This window comes from Ideonella sp., assembly GCF_041914305.1.
GTDB lineage: Bacteria > Pseudomonadota > Gammaproteobacteria > Burkholderiales > Burkholderiaceae_C > Ideonella.
In genome coordinates, this window is record NZ_JAYSDQ010000021.1 from 13,760 (window position 1) to 34,548 (window position 20,789).

The 20,789-nt window shown below is 69.6% G+C and carries 19 protein-coding genes; 10 read left to right on the forward strand and 9 right to left on the reverse strand.

Translation table 11 applies throughout. From position 1 onward, the window contains the following. Positions 1 to 29: 29 nt before the first annotated feature. The 4 genes from lptA to argS form a co-directional block, all read right to left on the reverse strand. Positions 30 to 614, reverse strand: coding sequence for a lipopolysaccharide transport periplasmic protein LptA (gene lptA / locus ACE3SG_RS23545; protein WP_374568670.1), 585 nt, complete (start codon positions 612 to 614; stop codon positions 30 to 32). Positions 615 to 747: 133 nt separating this feature from the next. Next, complete coding sequence (locus tag ACE3SG_RS23550; protein ID WP_374568671.1) at positions 748 to 1,419, reverse strand: thiol:disulfide interchange protein DsbA/DsbL; 672 nt, start codon at positions 1,417 to 1,419, stop codon at positions 748 to 750. An 83-nt stretch (positions 1,420 to 1,502) separates the two neighbouring features. Beyond that, on the reverse strand, positions 1,503 to 2,210 hold the full coding sequence (locus ACE3SG_RS23555) for an SPOR domain-containing protein (protein WP_374568672.1): 708 nt from the start codon (positions 2,208 to 2,210) through the stop codon (positions 1,503 to 1,505). Continuing rightward, complete coding sequence (argS, locus tag ACE3SG_RS23560) at positions 2,207 to 3,919, reverse strand: arginine--tRNA ligase (RefSeq protein WP_374568673.1); 1,713 nt, start codon at positions 3,917 to 3,919, stop codon at positions 2,207 to 2,209. The genes ACE3SG_RS23555 and argS overlap by 4 nt, the downstream gene beginning before the upstream one ends. 234 nt (positions 3,920 to 4,153) lie before the next feature. Between argS and ACE3SG_RS23565 the strand changes: the two genes are divergently transcribed. The 3 genes from ACE3SG_RS23565 to ACE3SG_RS23575 all read left to right on the forward strand — a co-directional run bounded on the left by ACE3SG_RS23565 (position 4,154) and on the right by ACE3SG_RS23575 (position 6,968). Beyond that, positions 4,154 to 5,485, forward strand: coding sequence for a protein kinase (locus tag ACE3SG_RS23565; protein ID WP_374568674.1), 1,332 nt, complete (start codon positions 4,154 to 4,156; stop codon positions 5,483 to 5,485). Between the two features lie 33 nt (positions 5,486 to 5,518). Further along, a complete protein-coding gene (locus ACE3SG_RS23570; RefSeq protein WP_374568675.1) occupies positions 5,519 to 5,848 on the forward strand; it encodes a PsiF family protein in 330 nt (109 codons plus the stop codon). Between the two features lie 91 nt (positions 5,849 to 5,939). Beyond that, positions 5,940 to 6,968, forward strand: a complete 1,029-nt coding sequence (locus ACE3SG_RS23575; protein ID WP_374568676.1) for a LysR family transcriptional regulator — start codon at positions 5,940 to 5,942, stop codon at positions 6,966 to 6,968. Positions 6,969 to 6,985: 17 nt separating this feature from the next. Here the strand turns inward: ACE3SG_RS23575 and ACE3SG_RS23580 are convergent, their stop codons facing one another. Beyond that, positions 6,986 to 7,969 carry an aminoglycoside phosphotransferase family protein gene (locus tag ACE3SG_RS23580; protein ID WP_374568762.1) on the reverse strand — a complete coding sequence of 328 codons (984 nt, stop codon included), beginning with the start codon at positions 7,967 to 7,969 and terminating at the stop codon, positions 6,986 to 6,988. Between the two features lie 251 nt (positions 7,970 to 8,220). Between ACE3SG_RS23580 and ACE3SG_RS23585 the strand changes: the two genes are divergently transcribed. Genes ACE3SG_RS23585 through rsmA form a run of 3 tightly spaced genes read left to right on the forward strand, consistent with a single transcriptional unit; the run spans position 8,221 to position 12,578 of the window. After that, positions 8,221 to 10,494 (forward strand): LPS-assembly protein LptD, encoded by a 2,274-nt coding sequence (locus ACE3SG_RS23585; RefSeq protein ID WP_374568677.1) that lies wholly within the window; start codon positions 8,221 to 8,223, stop codon positions 10,492 to 10,494. Beyond that, the gene (locus ACE3SG_RS23590; RefSeq protein WP_374568678.1) at positions 10,491 to 11,816 is read left to right on the forward strand and encodes a peptidylprolyl isomerase; all 1,326 of its coding nucleotides are present in this window, start codon (positions 10,491 to 10,493) and stop codon (positions 11,814 to 11,816) included. Before ACE3SG_RS23585 ends, ACE3SG_RS23590 begins: the two co-directional genes overlap by 4 nt. Next, complete coding sequence (gene rsmA / locus ACE3SG_RS23595) at positions 11,817 to 12,578, forward strand: 16S rRNA (adenine(1518)-N(6)/adenine(1519)-N(6))-dimethyltransferase RsmA (protein ID WP_374568679.1); 762 nt, start codon at positions 11,817 to 11,819, stop codon at positions 12,576 to 12,578. A 126-nt stretch (positions 12,579 to 12,704) separates the two neighbouring features. Here the strand turns inward: rsmA and ACE3SG_RS23600 are convergent, their stop codons facing one another. The 4 genes from ACE3SG_RS23600 to ACE3SG_RS23615 all read right to left on the reverse strand — a co-directional run bounded on the left by ACE3SG_RS23600 (position 12,705) and on the right by ACE3SG_RS23615 (position 16,239). Further along, entirely contained in the window at positions 12,705 to 12,839 is a 135-nt protein-coding gene (locus tag ACE3SG_RS23600; protein WP_329718429.1) for a hypothetical protein, read from the reverse strand. 35 nt (positions 12,840 to 12,874) lie between these two features. Then, positions 12,875 to 13,270: a barstar family protein gene (locus tag ACE3SG_RS23605; RefSeq protein WP_374568680.1), complete on the reverse strand. Its 396-nt coding sequence runs from the start codon at positions 13,268 to 13,270 to the stop codon at positions 12,875 to 12,877. Positions 13,271 to 13,337: 67 nt separating this feature from the next. Then, a complete protein-coding gene (locus ACE3SG_RS23610) occupies positions 13,338 to 13,748 on the reverse strand; it encodes a ribonuclease (RefSeq protein ID WP_374568681.1) in 411 nt (136 codons plus the stop codon). A 196-nt stretch (positions 13,749 to 13,944) separates the two neighbouring features. Next, positions 13,945 to 16,239, reverse strand: a complete 2,295-nt coding sequence (locus tag ACE3SG_RS23615) for an NADP-dependent malic enzyme (RefSeq protein WP_374568682.1) — start codon at positions 16,237 to 16,239, stop codon at positions 13,945 to 13,947. 158 nt (positions 16,240 to 16,397) lie between these two features. Between ACE3SG_RS23615 and ACE3SG_RS23620 the strand changes: the two genes are divergently transcribed. Genes ACE3SG_RS23620 through ACE3SG_RS23635 form a run of 4 tightly spaced genes read left to right on the forward strand, consistent with a single transcriptional unit; the run spans position 16,398 to position 20,781 of the window. Beyond that, a complete protein-coding gene (locus ACE3SG_RS23620) occupies positions 16,398 to 18,479 on the forward strand; it encodes a sensor histidine kinase (protein WP_374568683.1) in 2,082 nt (693 codons plus the stop codon). Beyond that, the gene (locus tag ACE3SG_RS23625; RefSeq protein WP_374568684.1) at positions 18,476 to 19,135 is read left to right on the forward strand and encodes a response regulator transcription factor; all 660 of its coding nucleotides are present in this window, start codon (positions 18,476 to 18,478) and stop codon (positions 19,133 to 19,135) included. Before ACE3SG_RS23620 ends, ACE3SG_RS23625 begins: the two co-directional genes overlap by 4 nt. 54 nt (positions 19,136 to 19,189) lie before the next feature. Further along, positions 19,190 to 20,161, forward strand: coding sequence for a thiamine-phosphate kinase (gene thiL, locus ACE3SG_RS23630; RefSeq protein WP_374568685.1), 972 nt, complete (start codon positions 19,190 to 19,192; stop codon positions 20,159 to 20,161). Next, entirely contained in the window at positions 20,161 to 20,781 is a 621-nt protein-coding gene (locus ACE3SG_RS23635; RefSeq protein WP_374568686.1) for a phosphatidylglycerophosphatase A, read from the forward strand. Before thiL ends, ACE3SG_RS23635 begins: the two co-directional genes overlap by 1 nt. Positions 20,782 to 20,789 lie beyond the last annotated feature (8 nt).

Here is a 20,789-nt window from a genome sequence, read left to right on the forward strand (position 1 = left end):
GCGCCCCGGGCGGCGCGAGGTGGCGGCCCTCATTTGCCTGGCTCCGACGCGGCGGCATCGGGGCTGCGGGGGATGAACACCAGCCGTGCCCGGCCCGGCTCGGCGCCCGGCGCGGCAGGCGGGCCGCCCTCGAAGACGATGGTGTCGGTGCGCTGGTCGTAGGTGATCACGGCGGCGTTGGCTTCGTCGGGCGCGGTGCCGGGGCGCACGACGCGCAGCTTGGCATTGCCGACGAAGCGCACCTTCTCGGCCGCGCCGTCGTATTCGACCCGCTCGGCCTCGCCCTCGACGAACTCGTCGACGCGGTCGCGCTTCTGGCGGAAGGTGGCGGGCTGGGTGGTGTTGCCCAGCGCGTTGGCCTGGTAGCGGCCGGGCGCGTTCTCGCGCACCTCGATCCGGTCGGCCTTGATCTGCAGCGTGCCCTGGGTCACGACGACGTGGCCGCTGATGACCGTCAGCTTGGTTTTCAGGTCCACGGTGGCTGACTGCGAACCATCGCTTTCGACCTCCAGCGGCTTGCCGCGGTCGGCCTTTTCGGCGCGCGCCGGCAGGCCCCAGGCAGCGGCCAGCAGGGCGCTGGCGGCGAGCGTCGCGGACAGGAAACGGTGGGGCATCGTCGGGCGCATGGCGTGCGGCATGAAACTTGCAGGCCATTCTAGCCCCTGCGCGGCGAACGCCGGTGGCAAACGGGCGCCGAGACGGCGCCTTTACAGGGGCGTCAGCACCTGGTCAGGTGCCGGCTGGGCATCAGGCCGACTTGCGGGCCTTGTCGACCAGGAAGTCGACCACGGCGAAGGTGCGCTCGGCCCCGGCGGCCATCGTGGCCGAGGTGGTGTAGCGGCCCTGCACGCCGACCATCGGCACGCCGTCGACATGGTAGGCATCCGACAGCTGCTTGGCCTGGCGCACCTTGCCGATCACGGTGAACGACTTCATCGTGTCGGCAAACTTGGTGCCGTCCAGCCCGTTGGCGGTGGCGAAGGCCACGAGCTCGGCCTCGGTGGCCATGCGCTTGTGGTCTTTGTGGATGGAATCGAAGAACTTGCGGTGCAGGTTGCCCAACTGGCCCATGGCCTCGAGCGTGTAGAACACCTTCTGGTGGAACTCGTGCTGCGGCGCGAAGCCCACCGGCACACGGCGGAAGTTCACGTCGGCCGGCAGCTTGGCTTGCCAGGCTTCGACGAACGGCTCCAGTGCGTAGCAGTGCGGGCAGCCGTACCAGAAGAACTCGACGACCTCGACCTTGCCGGTGCTGGTCATCGGCACCGGCTGGGCGAGGCGCAGGTAGTGGGTGCCCTCGATCGGGCCGCCCTGGGCGTGGGCCGGGGTGGCCACGCCGGCCAGCAGGCCGAGGCCGCCGGCGGCGCTGGCCAGGCCAATGGAGTTGAAGTCGCGGCGGCTGATCGGGGTTTGCTTCACGAGGGTCCTCGGGGCTGGTCGGGGGGCAAGGGGATGGGGCGTGGATGCGTTCGCCGCGGTTCAGTTCCCTGAACGTGCGGCGGTCAGGGGTTGCGTTCCTGGCGCACGAGCGCGGCGTCGACCCCGTTGGACTTCAGGCGGTCTTGCTGCGTGGCCGCTTCGGCCTGGCTGTCGAACGGGCCCAGGCGCACGCGGTGGATCGTGCGGCCGCCCTGTTCGCGCTCGGAGACCTTGGCGCCGAAGCCCAGCAGAGCCAACTTGGCGCGCTGTTGCTCGGCATCGTCGCCGCTCGAGTAGGCGCCGACCTGCACGAAGTACATGAACGGATCACCACCGGGCCGCGGCACCGAGGGCGGCTTGGCGCCGGGCACCGGCTCGCCGGCCAGGATCGCGGCGGCGTCGCGGCTGGACTTGAGGCCGGCCGGGGGCAAGCTGGGGATCTCGGCGGTCCCCTGGCGCACCGGCTTGCCGTCGCTGCCGGGCAGGGCCACCGGCGCAGGCGCCGACGCGGCGCTGGCGGCCGGCCGCGGGGGCACCACCGGCTTGCCGCCCAGGCCCGCGTTCGGGTCCCAGTTGCGCATCTTCTCGGCCTCGGCGGCCTCTTGCTCGGGCGTGCGGTGCGGCACCTTGTCGTGGAACGGCGAGGGCACCTTGGCGATGTACAGCGCCACGCCCAGCGCGAGCGCCAGGCCGATCAACAGGCCGACGATCAGGCCCACGGCAAAGCCGCCGCGTTGTTTCGCGAAGCCGGCGCGCCGCAGCGTCGTCAGGCTTCCGGTATGCACACTCATGCGGTCTCCGCAGCGGGTTGATCTCGTGACATCGCGTTCGGCGCGCTGACGCCCAGCAGCGCCAGCGCATTGCGCAGCACCTGGCGCGTCGCGTCCAGCAGCGCCAGTCGCGCGCGGGCCAGCGCCGCGTCGTCGACCAGGAAACGCTCGGCGGCATAGTAGCCGTGGTACGCCGCGGCCAGGTCGCGCAGATAGAAGGCCACGTCGTGCGGCGCCAAGTCGCGCGCGGCGCTGCTGAGCATGGCGGGGTAGTCGGCGAGCTTGAGCATCAGCGCGAGCTCGCTCGGTGCCGTCAGCAGCGACAGGTCGGCCGCCGCGATCGCCGCGTCGTCGTGGCCTTGCTCGGCCGCCTTGGTCAGCACCGAGCAGATGCGCGCGTGCGCGTACTGCACATAGAACACCGGGTTCTCGTCGTTCTGCTTCAGCGCCAGATCGATGTCGAAGGTGAACTCGGTGTCGGCCTTGCGGCTGACGAGGAAGAAGCGCACCGCGTCGCGGCTGGTCCACTCGATCAGGTCGCGCAGCGTGACGTAGCCGCCGGCGCGCTTGCCGAGCTTGACCTCCTGGCCGTCGCGCATCACGGTGATCATCTTGTACAGCAGGTAGTCCGGGTAGCCCGGCGCGATGCCGACACCCGCGGCCTGCAGGCCGCCGCGCACGCGCGCGATGGAGCCGTGGTGGTCCGTGCCCAGCACGTCGATGACCTTGGTGTAGCCGCGTTCCCACTTGCTGATGTGGTAGGCCACGTCGGGCAGAAAGTAGGTGTAGGTGCCGTCGGACTTGCGCATCACGCGGTCCTTGTCGTCACCGTAGTCGGTCGTGCGCAGCCACAGTGCGCCGCCTTCCTCGTAAGTCTTGCCCGAGGCGTTCAGCAGGTCCACCGTCTTCTCGACACGCTTTTCGGTGTAGAGGCTGGATTCGAGGAAGTAGTTGTCGAAGTGCACGCCGAAGGCCTGCAGGTCGAGGTCTTGCTCGTGGCGCAGGTAGGCGACGGCGAACTGGCGGATGCCTTCGAGGTCGTCCGGATCGCCAGACGCGGTGAAGCTGCGGTCGTCGGCGCTGACCGTCTGCCGGGCCTTGAAAGCCTCGGCGATGTCGGCGATGTAGTCGCCGTTGTAGGCGGCTTCGGGCCAGTCGGCGTCGCCGGGCTTCAGGCCCTTGAGGCGGCACTGGGTCGAGGTGGCCAGGGTCGCGATCTGCACGCCGGCATCGTTGTAATAGAACTCGCGCGTGACCGCCCAGCCCTGGCTCTCGAACAGCGCGCTGACGGAGTCTCCCAGCGCTGCATTGCGGCCGTGGCCCACATGCAGCGGCCCGGTCGGGTTGGCCGAGACGAATTCGACCATCAGCTTCTGGCCGTTCGCCGGCTGGCAGCCAAATTTGGCGCCGGCCTGGCGCACCTCGGCCACCACGGCCTGCTTGGCCGCCGGCGACAGGCGCAGGTTGATGAAGCCGGGGCCGGCGATCTCGAGCGCCGAGACCCAGCGCTGGACTTCCGGCTGGGCGTTCAGCGTGGCCACCAGCGTCTCGGCCACCGCGCGCGGGTTGCTCTTCAGTGGCTTGGCCAGTTGCATCGCCACCGTGATGGCCAGGTCGCCATGGGCGGCCTGCTTCGGCGATTCGAAGACCGGGGTGACCGGGTGGTCGGGGGCCAGCTGCGCCACGGCGCGAGCCAGCGCGAGCTGCAGCTCTGCCTTGGCTTGGATCATGATGCGGTCGATTCTAAGTTCGGCTGCCCCGCGGCCGGGCCTTGCCGGTTGCAGGGGGCGGGGCGGCCCTGTTACCCTGCCCAACGTCTTTGGACTTTCGCCAGGCGCAGACAGACCCGCAACGTGGCGTCCTCCTCTTCCCGCACTCGCTCGTCACCGACGTCGACCTCCACGTCCACCGCACCGGCGACGAGTTCGTCGCGCTCGCGGTCGCGGGGCCAGGCCACCGTGGCGATGCCGCGGCTGGACCCGGACGACCCGCCCACCATCGGCAAATACCGGGTGCTGCAAAAGCTTGGCGAGGGCGCGACGAGCGAGGTCTTCCTGGCCTTCGACGACTTCAACAACCGCGAGGTGGCGATCAAGCGGGTGCGCCCCAGCGCCGGTCGTTCGGAAGCCGACGTGCACTTCTCGTCACACTTTTTTGCCGCCGAAGCGGCGCTGGTGGGCCGGCTGAACCACCCGAACGTGGTGCAGATCCACGACGCGGTCGACGACCCGGTCTCGCCCTACCTGGTGATGGAGTACGTGCCCGGCGCGACGCTGCGCGTGTTCTGCCAGCAAGACCGGCTGCTGCCGCTCGAGCAGGTGGTCGAAATCGGCTTCAAGTGCGCCATGGCGCTGGGTTATGTCTACCGCCAGGGCCTGATCCACCGCGACGTGAAGCCGGCCAACATCCTGGCGCTGACCGATGGCCCCGAGGTGCTCGACATCAAGCTGACCGATTTCGGCAGCGTGCTGAACATGGGCTCGGACCGCACGCAGATCCACCGCGTCGGCTCGCTTGCCTACATGTCGCCCGAGCAGCTCGAAGGCTCGACGCTCGATGGCCGCGCCGACATCTACTCGCTGGCCGCGGTGCTGTACCACCTGATCGCCGGCCGGCCGCCGTTCGAGGCCGACAGCCATGCCGCCTTGCTGAACATGATCTGCCATGCCGAGCCCGAGTCGCTGATCGGCATGCGCGAAGGCGTCAGCCAGGCGCTGGACCAGACGATCCGCGGCGCGCTCGCCAAGTCGCCGGCCGACCGGCCCGAAGACTGGGACCAGTTCGCGCAATCGTTGTCGGCGCTGATCACCAACCACGAGGTGCCGCGCGGCCAGCTGCAGCGGGTGCTCGATTCCGAGCGCTTCAACCTGCTGCGGGACATGGAGTTCTTCTCCGACTTCGGCGATGTCGAGCTGTGGGAGGTGGTGCACCGCGCGAAGTGGCAGCGTTTCCCGTTCGGCCACCGCATCTTCAAGCGTGGCCAGGAGGGCAAGCAGTTCTACTGCATCGCGCAAGGTGAGGTCGAGGTCCATCGCGACGGCGAGCGGGTGGCGCGCCTGGGGGCCGGCACCTCGGTCGGCGAGATGGCCTACCTGGCGCCCAGCCCCGACCTGCGCAAGCACGCCACCGACGTGATCGTCTCCGAGCCGTGCACGACGGTGTCGTTCAACCCCGAGAGCCTGGCCCAGCTGAGCCCGGACACGCGGCACCGCTTCGACGAGGCCTTCATCAAGGTGCTGGTGCGCCGGCTGCATTCGGCCCACGAAGCGCTGGCCCACCCCCGAAAGATCTTGTGATGCGCGGCGTCGCCGCGAGAAAAGGAGCGATCGATGAAGAAGCTGCTCACCGCACTGGCCCTGGCGGCCACCACCTTGGCGGTCTCCGCCCAGGCCCCGGCCACCCCGGCATCTGCGCCTGCCGCCGCGGCCGCCGCCGCATCGGCGCCCGCCAAGGCCAAGACCGCCCAGCAAGAGAAGATGGCCCACTGCAACGAGGAGGCCACCGGCAAGGCGGGCGACGAGCGCAAGGCCTTCATGAAGGAATGCCTGTCTGCCAAGCGCGCGTCGCAGACCGACAAGATGCGCACCTGCAACGAGCAGGCCAAGGGCAAGAAGGGCGATGAGCGCAAGGCCTTCATGAAGACCTGCCTCAGCAGCTGACCGCCCACCCGCCGCGCGCGGGAATTCGTGTTCGGCAAATAAAGAGCCCTCCCGGTTCACAAAATTTGCCGCTGGCGCAATAATCGCCCGCATGGATTCCCTGCGTGCCATGCGGGTGTTCGCCCGCGTTGTCGACGAAGGCAGTTTCGCCGGGGCGGCGCGTGCGCTCGACCTGGCGCCTGCGGTGGTCACCCGGCTGGTGGCCGAACTCGAAGAGCACCTCGGCGCGCGGTTGATGAACCGCACCACGCGCCGCACGGCGCTGACCGAGGTGGGCGAGAACTACCTCGAGCGGGTGCGCCGCATCCTGGCCGACGTCGACGAGGCCGAGGCGCTGGCGCAGGCCTCGGTCGCCGAGCCCCGCGGCCCGGTGCGGCTGTTGATGCCACCCGCCGTGGCGGTGCACCAGTTGGCCAAGCACCTGCCGCGCTTTCGCGCCAAGTACCCGCTGGTGTCGATCGAGATCGTCGCCAGTGGTGCGGTCGAGACGGTTGACGACAGCTTCGACCTGTCGGTGATGGCCCTGCGCAAGCCGCTGGACGGCAACTTCATCGCCCGCCGGCTGGCGCGGTCCGAGGTGGTCACGGTGGCCGCGCCCGAATACCTGAACCGGCGCGGCCGGCCCAAGCACCCGCGCGAGCTGATCGACCACGACGTGTTGATCCCGCCGCTGTCCGACCTGCAGCGCGGCGTCACCTTCTACCGGGGCCGCTTCGGTGAAGACGGGGCCGGCGATGGCGAGGTCTTCCATGCGATGCCCAAGCGCGGCGTGCTCAGCACGCTGAACACCGACACCAACTATGCCGCCGCGCTGGCCGGGCTGGGCGTGGCCGGGTTGCCGTCGTTCGTGGTCGAAGATGCGCTGATGGAGCACGCGCTGGAGCGTGTGCTGCCGGCCTGGCGGCTGCACAGCACGACGCTGTGGGTCGGCATGCCCACGCGCCAGCATGTGCCGGCGCGCACCCGGGTGATGATGGATTTCCTGATCCAGATCTTCGGCGGCGAAGACCGCGACCCGTGGCTGGCCGCGGCCGGTTGCGAAACCGATCCGGGCTGCGAGGTGGCGGCTGCGCTGGCCGCCGCCGCGGCGGCCGAGACCGTGGCGCCCGAAGACGCCTGACCGGTGCTGCGGCGGCTCTAGAAGGTGTAGCCCGACGCGAGCTTCTGCTCGTTCATCGGCTCCAGCAGCGCCAGCAGCGGTGCCAACGGCCGGTAGCGCAGCGCCACCTTGTTGGCGTAGGCGAAAAAGCGCGGCAGATCGTCCCGGTAGTGCGGCTTGCCGTCGCGGTGCTTCAGGCGGCAGAAGATGCCCATCACCTTCAGGTGGCGCTGCAGGCCCATCCACTCGAGCTGGCGCCAGAACTCGCCGAAGTCTTCGTCGACCGGCAAGCCGGCCTTGCGCGCGGCCTCCCAGTAGCGCACCGCCCAGTCGAGCTCGTGCTCCTCGTCCCACGAGAGGAAGGCGTCGCGCAGCAGCGAGGCGATGTCGTAGCTGATCGGCCCGGCCAGCGCGTCCTGGAAGTCCAGGATGCCGGGGTTGGGGTCGGCCACCATCAGGTTGCGCGGCATGTAGTCGCGGTGCACGGCGACCACCGGCTGCGCCAGCGCGCTGGTCACCAGTGCGTCGCACACCTGCTGCCAGCGTGCCTGCTGCGCGTCGGTCCACTGGATGCCGAATTCGCGCTGCACGCACCACTCGGGAAACAGCGCCAGCTCGCGGCGCAAGAACGCCTCGTCATAGGGTGGCAGCGCGCTGGCGTCGATCGTCGACTGCCAATGCACCAGCGCGCGGATCGCGTCGCGCATCAGCCGGTTCGCCTCGGCGCCGTCGGCTTCGCGCAGCGCGTCGAGGTAGGGGCGCGTGCCCAGGTCGGACAACAGCACGAAGCCTTGTTCGGCATCGGCTGCCAGCACCTGCGGTGCATGCAGGCCGGCGGCCGTGATGCGCGCGGCCATCGCCAGGAAAGGCCGGCTGTCGATCGACGCCGGCGGCGCGTCCATCACGATCGCGCTGCGCCCGCCCGGGCCGCTGAGGCGCAGGTAGCGGCGCGCGCTCGCGTCGGCCGAGGCCACGCGCAGGCTGGCCGGCTGCCAGCCCTGGGCGGCGGCGAGCGGGGCCAGCCAGCGCTGGAAGGCCGTCTGGCGCTCGGCATCGGCCCAGGGGACGAGGTCGGCGGGCGACGCGGATGTGGCGGGTGATGTAGGGGTCGTCACGGGTATCGCGGGCAGGCCATGGATAATCCGGCCCGATTCTAGAGACGCCCCCCGCCTGCTCGCGCGCGACCCTTCCACGGTGCTGCGCTGGAGCACCCTCCCTGGTGGCCCCCTGCTTGCTGCGCCTGCCTCTTCATCGCCTTCGGGCCACGCCCGCCTTGTCTCGCCCCGCGCCCGCCTGGAGCGTGTTGGCTTCGGCCTGCGCGCTGGCCTGCGGCGGTGCGGTGGCCGCCGATGCGGCGCGATCGCTGCCGGCAGAGCTGACGGCACGCTCGGTGCGCAGCACGCTGGACCAGGAGACCCTCGCCGAGGGTGAGGTCGAGCTGCGCCAGGGCAACCTGACGCTCAGCGCCGACCTGCTGCGCTACAACGCGGCGACCCAATGGGCGAAGGTCACCGGCCATGTCAGCCTGCGGCGTGACGGTGACCGCTTCAACGGCACCGAGGCCGAGTTCAACCTCGGCTCGCGCGAGGGCTACGTGCTCAAGCCCGAGTACTACTTCGAGCGCACCGGCGCCGGCGGCCGCGCGCGCCGCCTCGATTTCGTCGGCGACAAGCGCCTGAGCGCGCGCCGTGCCGACTACACCAGCTGCAACCGCGACGGCACCGGCACGCCGGACTGGCTGCTGTCGGCCGACAAGCTGGAGCTCGACTTCGAGCACAACGAAGGCGTGGCCCACGGTGCGGTGCTGCGCTTCCTCGGCGTGCCGATCCTGGCCGCGCCGGTGCTGAGCTTTCCGGCCACCGAGGCGCGCAAGTCGGGCTGGCTGCCGCCGGCGTTCGACATCGACAGCCGGGCCGGCGTGTCGCTGGCGGTGCCGTACTACTGGAACCTGGCGCCCAACTACGACCTGACGACGACGCCGTCGGTCGCGTCCAGCCGCGGTGTGGGCCTGCAGGCCGAGTTCCGCTACCTGCAGCCCAGCGACGCCGGCCGGCTCGAGGTGCATGCGGTGCCGCACGACCGCCTGGCCGGCCGCGAGCGCCATGCCTACGAGTGGGAGCACGCCGGCAGCGTCGGCAGCCATTGGCGTTACGACACCGACGTGATGCGGGCCTCGGACGACGACTACTGGAAAGACTTCGCCAACCAGCTGCCGAGCAAGACGCGGCGCCTGTTGTCGCAGGCCGCGCAGGCCGATGGCCACTACGACTTCACCGCCGACTGGAGCCTGGACACCTATGCGCGCGTGCAGGGCTGGCAGGTGCTGCAGGACACCGAAACCATCCTGCCACCCTACCAACGGGCGCCGCAGGTGGGCGTGCGCAGCCGCGGGCTGGTCGGCGAGCCGGTCAACGAAGGTGGCCTGGGCCTGCGGTGGGAGCTGGAGCTGGAGGCCAACCGCTTCGAGCTGACCGACCGGCCGGTGGGCGACCTTCGGCCCGATGGCACCCGGGTGCATCTGCTGGGGGCGTTGTCGCGCCCGGTCGACGAGGGCTGGGGCTGGTTCACGCCGCGCATGTCGTTCAACGCCGCCAGCTACCGCACCGCGGTGCCGATGAGCGACGGCCGCAGCGAGGCCAGCCGCACGATCCCGACGCTCAGCGCCGATGCCGGCCTGCGCTTCGACCGTGCGACCGACTGGTTCGGCATCCACCTGCGGCAGACGCTCGAGCCGCGCCTGCACTACGTCAACACGCCGTGGAAGGACCAGTCGTCGCTGCCGGTGTTCGACACCGCGCCGAGCGATTTCAACGCGGTCTCGATCTACGCCGACAACCCGTTCTCCGGCATCGACCGCGTGGCCGATGCGCACCAGGTGACGCTGGGCACCACCTCGCGCTGGCAGGAGCAGGACACCGGTGTCGAACGGCTGCGCCTGGGGGTGGCCCAGCGCTTCCTGTTCCGCGACCAGCGCCTGACGCCGGAAGAAGTGCCGGGCGACAAGCGGGTGTCGGATATCTTGCTGTTCGGCTCCGGCTCGCTGTGGCAGAACTGGATCTTCGACGCCAGCGTGCAGTACGGCGCCGCGATCGACAAACCGGTGCGTTCGATCGTCGCGGTGCGCTACCAGCCCGCGCCGTTCCACACGCTGGCCGGCACCTACCGCTATGCACGCGACCTGAACGAACAGTTTGAACTTGGCTGGCAATGGCCGATCTACCGCGGCGAGCCCCGGGCCGGCGGTGGCGCCTGCCAGGGCACGCTGTACGGTGTCGGCCGGGTCAACTTCAGCATGCGCGACAGCCGGGTCACCGACGCGCTGGCCGGGGTCGAATACGACGCTGGCTGCTGGATCGGCCGCATCGTCTACCAGCGTGTGTCGACCGGCCAGACCGAATCGACCACCCGCTGGATGTTGCAGTTGGAGCTGATCGGCCTGTCCCGGCTGGGCAGCAACCCCCTCAAGGTCCTGAAGGACAATATCCCCGGTTACCAGTTGCTGCGCGACGACGACGCGGCGCCCTCGCCCAAGACGCCCACCCCATGATCGATTCGACCCGAATTCGCGCCGCCCTGGCGATCTGTGCCGGCCTGCTGGCCTCCAGCGCCGGCCTCGCGCAACCCGCGACCGCACCGGCCGCCCGTGCGGCCGACTACATCGTGGCCATCGTCAACAACGAGCTGGTGACCCAGGTCGAGGTCGACCAGCGCATGAACCGGATCAAGCTCGACGCGATCCGCAACGGCACCCGCCTGCCGGCCGATGACGAGCTGCGCAAGCAGGTGCTCAACGCGTTGATCGAAGAGCGCGTGATCGTCACCTATGCCCGCGACAGCGGCATGAAGGTCGACGACCCCGAGCTCGACCGGGCCGTGGCCAACGTCGCCGCGGCCAACAAGCTCACCCTCGACAAGCTGCAAGAGCGGCTGAAGATCGAAGGCATCGACTACACACGCTTTCGCAACAACCTGCGCGACCAGATGCTGGCCGAGCGCGTGCGCGAGCGCGAGGTCGTCAGCCGCATCAAGATCACCGACGCCGAGATCGACAACGTGATCGCGTCGCGCAAGAGCCAGGCCGCTGGCGCGGCCGAGCTGAACATCGCGCAGATCCTGGTCACCGTGCCCGAAGGCGCCGATGCCGGCGTGGTGGCCCAGCGGCGCGAGAAGATCATGGCCGCACTGGCCCGGGTGCGCGGCGGCGAGCCGTTCGAGCTGGTGGCCAAGTCGGTGTCCGAAGACGGCAACAAGGACAAGGGCGGCGAGATCGGCGCCAAGCCGGCCGACCGTCTGCCCGACCTGTTCGTCGACGCCGTCAAGCCGCTGGCCGTTGGCGCTGTCACGGCCGAGCCGCTGCGCAGCGGCGCGGGCTTCCACATCCTGAAGCTGCTGTCGCGCAGCGACGCCGGTGGCGTCTCGGTCACCCAGACCCGGGCCCGCCACATCCTGCTGCGCCCCTCGGCGGCGCTGACGGCCGACGCGGCGCAGCGCCGCCTGGCCGAGTTCCGCGACCAGATCGTCGCCGGCAACCGCAAGTTCGAAGACCTGGCGCGCCAGTACTCGGAAGACGGCAGCGCCACCAGCGGCGGCGACCTCGGTTGGGCCGCGCCGGGCAGCTTCGTGCCCGAGTTCGAAGAGACGATGAACAAGCTGCCGCCGGGCGGCATCTCGGCGCCGATCGTCTCGCGCTTCGGCGTGCACCTGATCCAGGTGATGGAGCGCCGCCAGGTGGCGGTCGACCCGAAGGAGTTGCGTGAGCAGGCGCGCAACATGCTGAAGGAGCAGAAGTTCGAGCCGGCTTACCTCGACTGGGTGACCGAACTGCGTTCGCGGGCCTACATCGAGATGCGCGAGCCGCCGCAGCAATAAGTGAAACACCAGGCGCGCAAGCGCTTCGGCCAGCACTTCCTGACCGACAGCGCCATCATCGATGCCATCGTGCGCGCGATCGACCCGCGCCCGGGCGAGCCGGTGGTCGAGATCGGCCCCGGCCTGGGCGCCTTGACCCTGCCCTTGCTGGCCCGTTGCAGGCAGCTCACCGTGGTCGAGCTGGACCGCGATCTGGCCGCCCGCCTGCGCAAGACGCCGGGCCTCGACGTGGTCGAGTCCGATGTGCTGAAGGTCGATTTCGGTGCGCTGGCGGACCGCCTGGGCGGCGCCAAGCTCAAGGTGGCCGGCAACCTGCCGTACAACATCTCCACGCCGATCCTGTTCCACCTGCTGCCCTGGGCCGACCGGGTGGCCGACCAGCACTTCATGCTGCAGAAAGAAGTCGTCGACCGCATGGCCGCCGGACCGGGCAGCAAGGCCTATGGCCGGCTGTCGGTGATGCTGCAGTGGCGCTACGACATCGAATCACTGATCGACGTGCCGCCCGAGTCGTTCGACCCGCCGCCGCAGGTCGATTCGGCGGTGGTGCGGATGGTGCCGCTGCGCGACTTCGCCGCCATCGACGCACCGCGCTTCGAGGCGATGGTGGCGGCGGCGTTCTCGCAGCGCCGCAAGCTGTTGCGCCACTCGCTCGGGCGCTGGCTCGACGAGCAGGGCTTCACCGGCACCTTCGACCTGCAGCGCCGCGCCGAAGAGGTGCCGGTGGCCGAGTTCGTCGCCCTCGCCCAATCGTTGTCTTGAATGACAAAGCCCGCCAAAAGGCGGGCTGATGTCACTTCCAGCGGCTGTCGCGGAACCGGCTTGGCCGGGCCGCTGCCAGCGCCCCCGTAGGGGGGAGGCGCCAGGGGCGCCTCGGGGGTGGGCTTGTCAAGCCGCGTTGAGCCACATCGCGGTATCGAACGCGCTGCTCATCATCGGCATGTTCATCCCGAAGTTCGGGTTGATGCCTGTCTTGGTGCTGGCCTTGGCGGCCGGCTTGGTTTCGTTGGGGGCCGTTTCCACCGCCCGCTCCCATGACCCGTTTTCTTGGGAGCGGGCTACTGAAAAGAATAAAAACACCTGAAGGGTATTTTTCGTTCCGCCCAAAAGTCTGCCGCATCGCGGAACACGTCGAGCAGCTGCTCGCGCGATTCACGGTCGAAGCGTGAGTTGTCGGGGATCTGCTCCAACACGACCACGAAGCCGGGCTGGATGCCTGACTTGTGGACCAGGTCGGTCATGCAGTCGAACAGCGCATCGAGGTTCTTGCCGAAGTGCTGCGGAAACAGGAACGAAGTGGCGATGCCATCCACCACCTCTTGTTTGGACTGCGCCTCGGTGAGGTTGGCGTACAAAAAATGCTGGCCCGCTTCCTGGGCCGAGCGCATCAGGTCATCGACCCGATACGCGCGTATCGCCTGCACGATGTTGGGACGGACGGTCTGCAAAAGCATGGTCGCGTTCCTCCTTGGTCAACAAAAAATCCGGTCGTTCGTACCCGCTTGCTCAACTGCCGTCCCGTCAGGGTGCGATGCGCTTGAAGCTTGCGTAATGGTCTTCGGTATAAAAACAGGCTTCAGGTTCCCGCGGTTGACGGCCGCCGCATACGATGCGCCGCGCGCCCCGGTCACGTGAACCCGGCGTGCGCACGGTGTACTCGTGGTAAAAACCTCGCGGTTGGCGCGGCAGCAGTTGCTCTCGGTTGCCGAACACGATGCCGTCCTTCTCGTAGGGGAAGGGGCCACCGGAACGGATCAAGCGCTCGGTTTGCTGCGCCTCCGCCGGCAGGGCCGCAAGCGACACCGTGCCGGTCGCCGGGCGAGCGGCGGGGCTCGAAGAGCCATCGCCGGAACTCGCCGCAGCGCTGAAGTTCACCAACGCGACGCCACTCAGCAGGCCCGCTGCTGCGACGGTGAGACCCCACTTTCGCAAGGACCCTCTCACCAGCAGTGGACCTAAGTACGCCACGGGTTTACCCTGAAGACTTAAACACGAATGCTACCCGATGAGCAGAAAAACCACAAGGCCACTGCCCCAAAATGAGGCAATGACCTGGTGGTTAAGTGTTTGCTAACTTCGTGAAAACTTTTGCAAATTCAACGAAGTAGCGCGCCTGGCATGCTGGTATTCAGCGTGCGGCGTTGACGTCGGCGACGGTCAATGCGGTCATGTTGACGATCCGGCGCACCGTGGTGGACGGCGTCAGGATGTGCACCGGCTTGGCCGCGCCGAGCAGCACCGGGCCGATCGCGATGCCGCCGCCGGAGGCTGTTTTCAGCAGGTTGTAGCTGATGTTGGCGGCGTCGATGTTGGGCAGCACCAGCAGGTTGGCCTCGCCCTTCAGGGTGCTACGTGGCATCAACTCTGCGCGGTAGGCGGCGTCGAGCGCGGCGTCGCCGTGCATCTCGCCGTCGATCTCGAGCCACGGCGCGGCCTGCTGGATCAGCGCCAGCGCTTCACGCATCTTCACCGCCGAGGGCTGGTTGCTGGAGCCGAAGTTCGAGTGCGACAGCAGCGCGGCCTTGGGCTGGATGCCGAAGCGGCGCATCTCTTCGGCCGCCAGCACCGTGATCTCGCACAGCTGCTGGGCCGTCGGGTCGTAGTTGACGTGGGTGTCGACCAGGAACACCTGGCGCCCCGGCAGCAGCAGCCCGTTCATGCAGGCGAAGGTGTGGACCCCCGGGCGCTTGCCGATCACCTGGCCGATGTGGTTCAGGTGCAGCTCGGTCGAGCCCCAGGTGCCGCAGATCATGCCGTCGACCTCGCCCTTGTGCAGCAGCATGCTCGAGATCAGCGTCAGCCGGCGCCGCATCTCGATCTTGGCCAGCTGCTCGGTCACGCCGCGCCGGTCCATCATCTGGTGGTAGGTCTGCCAGTAGTCGCGGTAGCGCTGGTCGTCGTCGATGTTGACCAGCTCGAAGTCGCGGCCTTCCTTCAGGCGCAGGCCCATCTTCTCGATCCGCGCCCGGATCACGCTGCCGCGGCCCACCAGCCACGGCTGGGCCAGGCCCTCGTCGACGACCACCTGCACCGCCGACAGCACGCGCCGGTCCTCGCCCTCGGCGAAGGCCACGCGCTTGGCCTGGGCCTTTTTCGCGATCGTGAAGATCGGCTTCATCAGCGTGCCCGACGCGTAGACGAAGCTCTGCAGCTTGTCGCGGTAGGCCGCCAGGTCGGTGATCGGCCGCTGCGCCACACCCGAGGCGCGCGCCGCATCGGCCACGGCCGGCGCGATCTGCATCATCAGCCGCGGGTCGAACGGCTTCGGGATCAGGTACTCGGGCCCGAACGACAGCGTGGCGCCGGCGTAGGCGGTGGCCACCACATCGCTCTGCTCGGCCTGCGCCAGCTCGGCGATGGCGCGCACCGCGGCGATCTCCATCTCGTCGTTGATCGTCTTCGCGTTGCAGTCGAGCGCACCGCGGAAGATGTACGGGAAGCACAGGACGTTGTTGACCTGGTTCGGGTAGTCGGTGCGGCCGGTGGCCATGATCGCGTCGTCGCGCACCGCCTTGACCTCTTCCGGCATGATCTCCGGCGTCGGGTTGGCCAGGGCGAAGATCATCGGCCTGGGTCCCATCGACTTGACCATCTCGGGCTTCAGCACGCCGCCGGCCGACAGGCCCAGGAACACATCGGCGCCGACGATCACCTCGGCCAGCTTGCGCAGGTCGGTCGGTTGCGCGAATTCGGCCTTGTCCGGGTCCATCAACTCGGTACGGCCTTGGTAGACGACGCCGGCCAGGTCGGTGACCCAGATGTTTTCCTTCGGCAGGCCGAGCTTGAGCAGCAGGTTCAGGCAGGCCAGCGCCGCGGCGCCCGCGCCCGAGGCGACCAGCTTGACGTCCTTGATGCTCTTGCCGACGACCTTCAGGCCGTTCAGCAGTGCGGCGCCGACGACGATCGCGGTGCCGTGCTGGTCGTCGTGGAAGACGGGGATCTTCAGCCGCTCGCGCAGCTTGCGCTCGACGTAGAAACAGTCGGGCGCCTTGATGTCCTCGAGGTTGATGCCGCCGAAGGTGGGCTCCAGCGCGGCGATCACCTCGACCAGCTTGTCGGGGTCTTTCTCGTTGACCTCGATGTCGAACACATCGATGCCGGCGAACTTCTTGAACAGCACGCCCTTGCCTTCCATCACCGGCTTGCTGGCCAGCGGGCCGATGTCACCCAGGCCCAGCACCGCGGTGCCGTTGGTGACCACCGCGACCAGGTTGCCGCGCGAGGTGTAGCGGAACGCGTTGGTCGGGTCTTCGACGATCTCTTCGCAGGCGGCGGCCACGCCGGGCGAGTACGCCAGCGCCAGGTCGCGCTGGTTGATCAGCTGCTTGGTCGCGCTGATCGCCACCTTGCCCGGCGTCGGGAACTCGTGGTACTCCAGCGCGGCGCGGCGCAGTTCGGCTCGTTTTTCCTCGAAGGTCGGCATGGGGCGGTCCTCGCGCAGCGTGGGGGGGCGGATTGTAGGAGGCGGGCCTTGACAGCTTTGACAGCTTCCGTCGTCGTGCAGTGTCGCCAAGCAAGCTGACACCGGGCATGCGCGAAACTGCTTACGGCACCGGCCTTCGCCCCCACCATACTGCGCCGATGAACCTGCCCGCCGCCAGTGCCCCGTCGCCCGAGCCGCCGCGCGCGCGCCGCGGCGTGCGCTGGCTGCTGTGGGGCGCACTGGTGGCGCTGCTGCTGGTGGCGCAGTCGCTGCTGGTCGGGCTGACCCTCAGCTACGAAGAGGCCCGCGCACAAGACCGCGCCGACGCAGTGGCCGCGGCTGCCTCGGGCGAGATGCGGCGGCTGGTGCAGCGCAACCTGCAAAGCGCGCAGTCGTTGACCTGGAACGACCCGCCGCTGACGCAGTGGCACTACGACGCGCAAGAGATGCTGCGCCAGCGGCGCGAGTTCCTGCGCATGGAGATGCGCGACAACGATCAGCGGCTGCTCGACGCGGTCGAGACGCCGTTTCGCCCGCCGCTGTTCGGCACGATGGCGCGGGGCGAGCTCGAGATCGAGATGCATGCGGCCTGCGCGACGGCCCGCCGCGTCGCGTCGCCGCAGTTCTCGCGCTCGTACTTCGTGCCGCAGGCCGGTGGGCTCGGGCTCGAGGTGGTCGACCTGTGCCTGCCGGTCGACCGCGGCGGGCACCCCAGCGGCTACATGATCGCCACGCTGGCGCTGGGCCAGTTGCTCGAAGACGCGTCCAACGCCACCGGCGCCGGCGAGCACGAGCTGTCGCTGGTCGAGGCCGACGGCACGCGCCTGGTGCGCGCCGGCCTGCACCGCGGCAGCGGCGTGTTCCATGCGACGCGGCTGGTCGACCTGCCGGGCAATTCGCTGCAGCTGCGGGCCGATGCGGTGCAGGGCCGGCCCGGCTTGATCCCCAACCTGACGCTGGCGCTGGTGGTGGGCCTGTCGCTGCTGTTGCTGGGGCTGGTGGTGGTGCTGGCGCGCGACGTGCGCCGGCGCTCGGTGGCCGAGACGGCGCTGGCCGAAGCGCTGGCCTTTCGCCGCGCGATGGAGGACTCGCTCGTCACCGGCCTGCGCGCGCGCGATGTGCGTGGCCGCGTCACCTACGTGAACCCGGCGTTCTGCGCGATGGTCGGCTTCGAGGCGCACGAGCTGGTCGGCAGCGACCCACCGCCCTACTGGCCGCCCGAGCGCATCGACGAGTACCGCCAGCGCCAGTCCGAGCGCCTGACGCTGGCGCGCGACCTGAACGCCCAGCGCGAGGGCTTCGAGACCCAGTTCATGCGCCGCAACGGCGAGCGCTTCCCGGTGATGATCTACGAGGCGCCGCTGCTGGACCGGGTGGGCCACCACGCCGGCTGGATGAGCGCGGTGCTCGACGTGAGCGCCGCGCGGCGGATGGAAGAGCTGTCGCGCCAGCAGCAAGAGCGGCTGCAGGCCACCGCGCGGCTGGCCACGGTGGGCGAAATGGCCTCGCTGCTGAGCCACGAGCTGAACCAGCCGCTGGCGGCGATCGCCAGCTACGCCACCGGCTCGCTGAACCTCGTCAACGAGGCCGACCAGCAGCCCGGCGACACGGTGGTCGAGACGGTGTCGATGCTGCGCCAGGCGCTGGAACGCATCGCCGAACAGGCCGAGCGCGCCGGCCGGGTGATCAAGAGCGTGCACGGCTTCGTGCGCCGGCGCGAGCGCTCGCGCGAGGCGGTGGGTGCCGATGTGCTGATCGAGGCCGTGCTGCCGCTGGTGCGGCTGCAGGCGCGCAAGAGCGGCACGCGGCTCGAGGTCGAGTGCCCCAAGCCGGCGCCGCGGGTGTGGGTCGACCGCACGATGGTCGAGCAGGTGCTGCTGAACCTCACGCGCAACGGCATCCAGGCGATGGAGGGCGACGCGACCCCGCTGGACCAGCGCGTGCTGACGCTGCGCGTGACGCAGACACACGCGCGCTGGGTGCGTGTGTCGGTGATCGACCGCGGGCCGGGCATCGCGCCCGAAGTCGCCGCCCGGCTGTTCACGCCGTTCTTCACCACGCGCGAAGAGGGCATGGGGCTCGGGCTGTCGCTGTGCCGCACGGTGATCGAGCAACACGGTGGTGCGCTCGATTTCGGCCCCGCGGCGCCGAATGGGGCGAACGGCCCGGGCACCGAATTCCGGTTTACGCTTGCGGTTCCCGATCCGGCCCGGCACGCGGCCGAACCCTCCGCCGAATGAACAGCAGCCCCAGCCTGACCTCCCGTTTCGGCTTGCCGATGGTCTACCTCGTCGACGACGAAGACGTGGTGCGCGACGCGCTGGCCTGGCTGCTGCGCACGCGGCGCTTGTTGTCCGAGGGCCACCCGAGCGGCGATGCGTTCGCGGCCTTCCTGGCGGGCAAATCGCCCGCCGACTGGCCCACCGCGCCGTCGTGCCTGTTGCTCGATGTGCGCATGCCGGGGTTGTCCGGCCTGGCCTTGTTCGACCAGCTGGTCGAGCGTGGTTTCGTGCAGGCGCTGCCGGTGATCTTCCTGACCGGCCATGCCGATGTGCCGACTGCCGTGGCGGCGGTCAAGCGCGGCGCGTTCGACTTCGTCGAGAAGCCGTTTTCCGACAATGCCTTGGTCGACCGCATCGAGCAGGCGCTGCTGCGCAGCGAGGCCGCGCTGGCCCGGCGCGCCGACAAGCGCCAGATCGAGCGGGCCCTAGCCGAGCTGACCGAACGCGAACGCGAGGTGATGAACCTGGTGGTCGAAGGCAAGCCGAACAAGCTGATCGCCGACGCGCTGGACATCAGCGTGCGCACGGTCGAGGTCCACCGCGCGCGGGTGTTCGAGAAGATGAACGTCAAGTCGGCGGTCGAGCTGGCCAATCTGTTGCGCCCACCGGCCTGACATCGGGCGCCCGGCCGCGCATCGCGGCGACCCAGGTCGCTCACAATCGGGGGCATGGCCCTCGGTGAATTCGACCTGATCGAAAAATACTTCCGCCCGCCGGTGCAGCGCGCCGCGCTGGGCGGTGGCGACGACTGCGCGCTGCTGGTGCCCACGCCGGGCATGCAGCTCGCGGTGTCGACCGACCTGCTGGTCGAGGGCCGCCATTTCCTGTCGACCGTCGCGCCCGATCGGTTGGGCCACAAGGCCCTGGCCGTCAACCTGAGCGACCTGGCCGCCTGCGGCGCCGAACCGCTGGCCTTCACGCTGGCCTTGAGCCTGCCGCGCGCCGAGGCGTCGTTTCTGGCGCCGTTCGCATCGGGCCTGCTGGCGCTGGCCGAGCAGCACGAGATCGAGCTGGTCGGCGGCGACACGACCGCCGGCCCGTTGACGATCGGCATCACCGTGATCGGCGAGGTGCCCGAGGGGCTGGCGCTGCTGCGCAGCGGCGCGGCACCCGGCGACGAGCTGTGGGTCAGCGGCTGCCTGGGCGATGCGCGGCTGGCGCTCGAGGTGTTCCGTGGCCACGCCGAGCTGCCGGGGGATGCCTTCAGCGCGGTGCGCGAGGCGATGGAGCGGCCGCAACCGCGCGTCGCGCTGGGCCAGGCCTTGCGCGGTGTGGCGAGTGCGGCGATCGACCTGTCCGACGGCCTGCTCGGTGACCTCGGCCACATCCGCCGGCGCTCGGGCGTCGGTGCCACCGTGTGGCTGGACGCGCTGCCCCGCAGCGCCGCGCTGGCCGCGCAGCCGCTGGCGCTGCAGCGCGAATGCCTGCTGGCCGGCGGCGACGACTACGAGCTGCTGTTCACGGCGCCCGCCGGCGCGGCCGATGCCGTGCGCGCCGCCGGCCTGGCCAGCGGCACGCCGGTCACCCGCATCGGCCGCATCGAGCCCGCCGCGCTGGGCATGAAGGTGTTCGCCGAAGCCCACGGCCGCGACCCGCTGGACCTGTCGGCCTTCGCCGGCTTCGACCATTTCAAGAGCTGATGGCCCACGACGACCAACTGCCGATCGAGGACGCGCACGTGCGCGTCGAAACACCCACTGGTGCAGCGAGCCGCGGCCCGGTGATCGACAACGGTGCGGTGCCGCCGCGCCGGGCCAGCGTGCGGCTGATGCTGTCGCACCCGGCGCATGCGCTGTCGCTCGGCTTCGGCAGCGGCCTGTCGCCGGTGGCGCCGGGCACCGCCGGCACGCTGTGGGCCTGGCTGGCCTTCACGGTGGTCAGTGTCTGGCTCACGCCGCTGGGCTGGGGCCTGGTGCTGGCTGGCGGCACCGCGCTGGGCCTGTGGGCCTGCACCCGCACCGCGCAGGCGCTGGGCACCAGCGACCCGAGCGCGGTGGTGTGGGACGAGATCCTCGCGTTCTGGGCCATTCTCTGGGTGATGTCGCCGGCCAGTTTCCGGCAGCAGCTGGCCGCGTTCGCGCTGTTCCGTTTCTTCGACGCGGTCAAGCCGGGGCCGGTCGGTTGGGCCGACCGCCTGTTCAAGCCGGCCCCGGGCCAGCCGCCGGGTTGGCGCCAGGGCCTGGGCATCCTGCTCGACGACGCAGTGGCCGCGCTGTGCACGCTGCTCGTGCTGGCGCTGTGGCGCGTGCTGGTCGGCTGACGAGGGGT

Coding starts and splice junctions, on each gene's coding strand:
- ACE3SG_RS23605 (WP_374568680.1), bottom strand. CDS start 13,270: ATGCTTTTGCAGACCGTCCGTCCCAACATCGTGCAGGCGATACGCGCG.
- ACE3SG_RS23570 (WP_374568675.1), top strand. CDS start 5,519: ATGAAGAAGCTGCTCACCGCACTGGCCCTGGCGGCCACCACCTTGGCG.
- ACE3SG_RS23565 (WP_374568674.1), top strand. CDS start 4,154: ATGCCGCGGCTGGACCCGGACGACCCGCCCACCATCGGCAAATACCGG.
- ACE3SG_RS23625 (WP_374568684.1), top strand. CDS start 18,476: ATGAACAGCAGCCCCAGCCTGACCTCCCGTTTCGGCTTGCCGATGGTC.
- ACE3SG_RS23575 (WP_374568676.1), top strand. CDS start 5,940: ATGGATTCCCTGCGTGCCATGCGGGTGTTCGCCCGCGTTGTCGACGAA.
- ACE3SG_RS23555 (WP_374568672.1), bottom strand. CDS start 2,210: ATGAGTGTGCATACCGGAAGCCTGACGACGCTGCGGCGCGCCGGCTTC.
- lptA (WP_374568670.1), bottom strand. CDS start 614: ATGCCCCACCGTTTCCTGTCCGCGACGCTCGCCGCCAGCGCCCTGCTG.
- thiL (WP_374568685.1), top strand. CDS start 19,190: ATGGCCCTCGGTGAATTCGACCTGATCGAAAAATACTTCCGCCCGCCG.
- ACE3SG_RS23615 (WP_374568682.1), bottom strand. CDS start 16,239: ATGCCGACCTTCGAGGAAAAACGAGCCGAACTGCGCCGCGCCGCGCTG.
- argS (WP_374568673.1), bottom strand. CDS start 3,919: ATGATCCAAGCCAAGGCAGAGCTGCAGCTCGCGCTGGCTCGCGCCGTG.
- ACE3SG_RS23635 (WP_374568686.1), top strand. CDS start 20,161: ATGGCCCACGACGACCAACTGCCGATCGAGGACGCGCACGTGCGCGTC.
- ACE3SG_RS23620 (WP_374568683.1), top strand. CDS start 16,398: ATGAACCTGCCCGCCGCCAGTGCCCCGTCGCCCGAGCCGCCGCGCGCG.
- ACE3SG_RS23590 (WP_374568678.1), top strand. CDS start 10,491: ATGATCGATTCGACCCGAATTCGCGCCGCCCTGGCGATCTGTGCCGGC.